This window comes from Vibrio sp. Of7-15, from assembly GCF_022347565.1.
Classification (GTDB): Bacteria; Pseudomonadota; Gammaproteobacteria; order Enterobacterales; family Vibrionaceae; genus NORP241.
Genome location: NZ_JAKRGH010000062.1, coordinates 1 through 3,375, shown reverse-complemented (window position 1 = coordinate 3,375; position 3,375 = coordinate 1). Strand labels below are relative to the sequence as shown.

Annotated in this window: 6 protein-coding genes; all 6 read left to right on the top strand. The window is 27.8% G+C overall.

Going from position 1 to position 3,375, the window contains the following annotated elements:
* The coding region (locus tag MHO82_RS25605; RefSeq protein ID WP_239189432.1) for a hypothetical protein at nt 1-262 on the top strand (262 nt) is incomplete at its 5' end.
* A gap of 336 nt (nt 263-598) precedes the next feature.
* A complete protein-coding gene (locus MHO82_RS25600; protein ID WP_239189430.1) occupies nt 599-1,177 on the top strand; it encodes a hypothetical protein in 579 nt (192 codons plus the stop codon).
* Nucleotides 1,177-1,566, top strand: a complete 390-nt coding sequence (locus tag MHO82_RS25595) for a hypothetical protein (RefSeq protein ID WP_239189427.1) — start codon at nt 1,177-1,179, stop codon at nt 1,564-1,566. The genes MHO82_RS25600 and MHO82_RS25595 overlap by 1 nt, the downstream gene beginning before the upstream one ends.
* Before the next feature lie 88 nt (nt 1,567-1,654).
* On the top strand, nt 1,655-2,500 hold the full coding sequence (locus MHO82_RS25590; RefSeq protein ID WP_239189424.1) for a hypothetical protein: 846 nt from the start codon (nt 1,655-1,657) through the stop codon (nt 2,498-2,500).
* A 117-nt stretch (nt 2,501-2,617) separates the two neighbouring features.
* Nucleotides 2,618-2,959 (top strand): hypothetical protein, encoded by a 342-nt coding sequence (locus MHO82_RS25585; RefSeq protein ID WP_239189420.1) that lies wholly within the window; start codon nt 2,618-2,620, stop codon nt 2,957-2,959.
* Nucleotides 2,960-3,171: 212 nt separating this feature from the next.
* On the top strand, nt 3,172-3,375 hold a 204-nt coding region (locus tag MHO82_RS25580), incomplete at its 3' end, for a hypothetical protein (RefSeq protein ID WP_239189417.1).

Below are 3,375 nucleotides of genomic sequence, written 5' to 3'. Positions count from 1 at the left end.
ACATCAAGATGTTCTTAAAGATATGAATAATTTTCTTGGCTACGATATAAAAGTGTACGAAGCTCTTTTAGAAAAAAAAGTAGATGAAGATGGAGATGTCGAGTTTTTTTCTCCAATGTATATTGTTGATTTACCGTTTGAAAAAAAAGATGATGTAATTGGTTACATTATAGAAGATAATATATATATAAAGTCAGATATCGTTGATAATATATTTTCACATTATTCTGATTTGGATATTATTTTCGAATATGATAAATAGTAACTTTTTCTAAAAGTACAGGTATAGTGCTGTGTCTCTTTATTTTTTAGGCTTTTATCAGTTATTGATATTATTTAGAGATACGGCATGATTCGTTATCAACACAGCCACAATTAAAATACAATAATATTCTTATTTCTTCCTAATATAGTAAATAAAATTTTCATGTTAATTTGGATTTTTTAAAAGACCTTAAATCTTATGGAGAAGAAGATATCTGGTAAGATAGTACTCACCCCTATGATCGTTATTAACGTAGAGAATATTTATTCATGATCCAGTAATGGACTATTTAAAGTTAGGTAGTGTAAAGATGTATGGCTAAAGGATATATTAATGTCAGAATACTATATGATCACTGAAAATTTCATGAATAACAGTAGCTCGATAGTGATAGATGATCGATCTGAATACTTTGAGGATATAGATAATCCTATAGTAAGTATTGCCAGTGAAATAATTTCATATGAAGAAGAAAGTATTAAAAATACAAAAGATTTTCATTTTTTTGGTGAGATATACTGTAATGATGAAATAGCCATGATTTTATCAAAATATAACCCATATAGACTAAGTATGTATCCATCTAAACTAGATGATAGAAAAGGATATAACATATTGTCACTGAGTAATATGTTATCTTGTGCTGATTTAAATAAGAGTGAAATTATATCAAATCCATTTTATCCAGGCCAGAATAAAGTAAAGGTAATGGAGCTTTACCTTGATATTAAAAAACTAGCTAGTATACCAAAATATAAGAGACAAATGTTTGTCATTAGCGAAGCTCATGACAGAGTTATTGTATCTAAAGAGCTTGGAAAAGATTTATTAGAATATTTATCTAAAAATAGTAACTCAAGCTTAATGATCAAGCCTATATCTGAAGATGGTAAAGTTCCGGAGTTATTTTAATGCGAAATTTTATTGAGTTAAGCTTAGATTCACTAAAATCTTTTCCTATAAAAGAAAAGAAAGGCATGCTACCTGTTGAGCCTGATTTAGTTTTTGACTTTTATATGTTCCCCAAAGTTTTTGTGATTAATGATCTGGTCGATAAATTGTCACCATATCTAAAAAGTAATGTTGAGCTTCAAGATGGGGCAGTCGAGTTAAAGCACTCAGACTTAAGAGCCAATTATTCTTATTTGTATGTCATAGAGCCTAATACCGTGGAGTCAGTTTCTGATGATGTTCATATTTTTAGGAATGAGGAAAACAGCTCTTTATTTTTTAGTGAAGAATTAATTAATGAAATAAATAAATTGCCAATGGATTATATTTTATATCGTTGGAATAAATAATATTTAATAAAAAGCATGAGCAATTTTTTCATGCTTTTTTATCATTTATAGTTAATCATAAGCTAAGTTAAAATTATTAATCAAAAATATGAATTCAATAGCTCTTTTCAATAAAGTTAAAAATAATGATTTTTATGAACTGAAAGATATCTTAGATGATGGGAGATTTCCTGACTATGATTTTTGGTCTCTTCTTTTTAATTATAATGACTATAAATTAGTAAAAGAGTTAGTTGATTACTTTGACGGTAATATTGGGTTTAACTTTACATTTGACCCATTTAACTTATTTACTGGAAATGAAATAGATGATAAGCAATGCTATAAAATTTTATCATTAGGAAATGAGCTAAATTTATTAGATGAAAGTGAATTCGAAAATGATATGGAAGAGGAGTTCTATCAGGTCTTAACATTTGGAGATGGGGCATTTAAAGTAATTAAGTTTTTTGTTGATAATGATGTAAGTTTTCATTCCGACGAAGTTTTGTTTCGTGCTTCAGAAAATGGAGCAGAGAAAATAGTAAATTTATTATTGGACAGTTTGTCTTTCGATGATGAAGTTCTCGGTGAAGCGCTAAGTTATGTTTATCATAGCAATGAAAATAATAATGAACTTAACTTAAGTATTTTTAATAATATACTGAAGAAATACCCATCACTAGAATATATTAACGCTGAGTTTGATTCACATATATTAGAATGTTTATTTAATCACCCGTACTTATTTGATTCAATTATAAATTACAATATTGAAATTTCTTGCTTGAATGATTTTGATGATTGGGAGTTAATATTAAGTGCGATAGATGAAGATAAGTTAGTTGAGTTATTAAATAATTTAAAGAAACTTAATGGCGTATTTGAGGCAGATAATTTATTAGAAGTAGCTTATAAAAATAACTATAAGGTAATCACTGATTTCTTTAATTAAGATTGTTTTAAATCATCCTGTTATGAGTGTCGCTTTACAGTATTGGAAAATAGTTCACTCACCTTCACGATAAAAATAGAAAGATATTTCAAAAGGAAAACTTAAGGTTGGCCACTGATGATAAATGATGAATATTATATTTGGGTTGCAGAAAATAATCATGGGTTATTAGATGCTTTAGATGAGTACTCGGAAGAGGTATTACTTAAACGAAGTATAGTAATAAATAAGAGCTTATTGAAATTTGATCTGAACTATGGTGACGATACTAAAAAACTTCCTGATGTTATATATCAACCAAACATGATAATCAGCGATAAGTTATATAATTTTTTTCTAGACTTAAAGCTTAATTATCTAGATTTTTCTTTATCTTCTATTTTAGGTTATATGGGTAAATATTATTCTCTAAGAGTGGCTAATTACATAGATTATATCGATAAAAGAAGAAAATGGTAAAGTTGTGAGTGTAGAGGCGCTCTCATTTTTAGAGGAATTAAATAATATATCACTAAAAGAAAGGTTGATTTTTAGAGTTGGCCATAGCCCGGTAATCGTTATTCATCATTCTATCTCTGAGAGAATAGAAGAATTAGGTATAAGTGGAGTGAGGTTTGTTCCAGTGTCAACTTGGGATTACTGGTGTACTACAAGATAACTAGGGAATATAAATGTTTACTAATCTTAATGAATATATTATCAAGAATAAAACGGAAAAAATAATATCTGATTTACAACCTGACATATTATTAGATCTTCTTCATTTACCTAAGCTTGTTGTACATCAAGATGTTCTTAAAGATATGAATAATTTTCTTGGCTACGATATAAAAGTGTACGAAGCTCTTTTAGAAAAAAAAGTAGATGAAGATGGA

What these genes read in the sequence shown, in the direction of transcription:
- MHO82_RS25585 (WP_239189420.1), top strand. Translation starts at nt 2,618, where the DNA reads ATGATAAATGATGAATATTATATTTGGGTTGCAGAAAATAATCATGGG.
- MHO82_RS25595 (WP_239189427.1), top strand. Translation starts at nt 1,177, where the DNA reads ATGCGAAATTTTATTGAGTTAAGCTTAGATTCACTAAAATCTTTTCCT.
- MHO82_RS25590 (WP_239189424.1), top strand. Translation starts at nt 1,655, where the DNA reads ATGAATTCAATAGCTCTTTTCAATAAAGTTAAAAATAATGATTTTTAT.
- MHO82_RS25600 (WP_239189430.1), top strand. Translation starts at nt 599, where the DNA reads ATGTCAGAATACTATATGATCACTGAAAATTTCATGAATAACAGTAGC.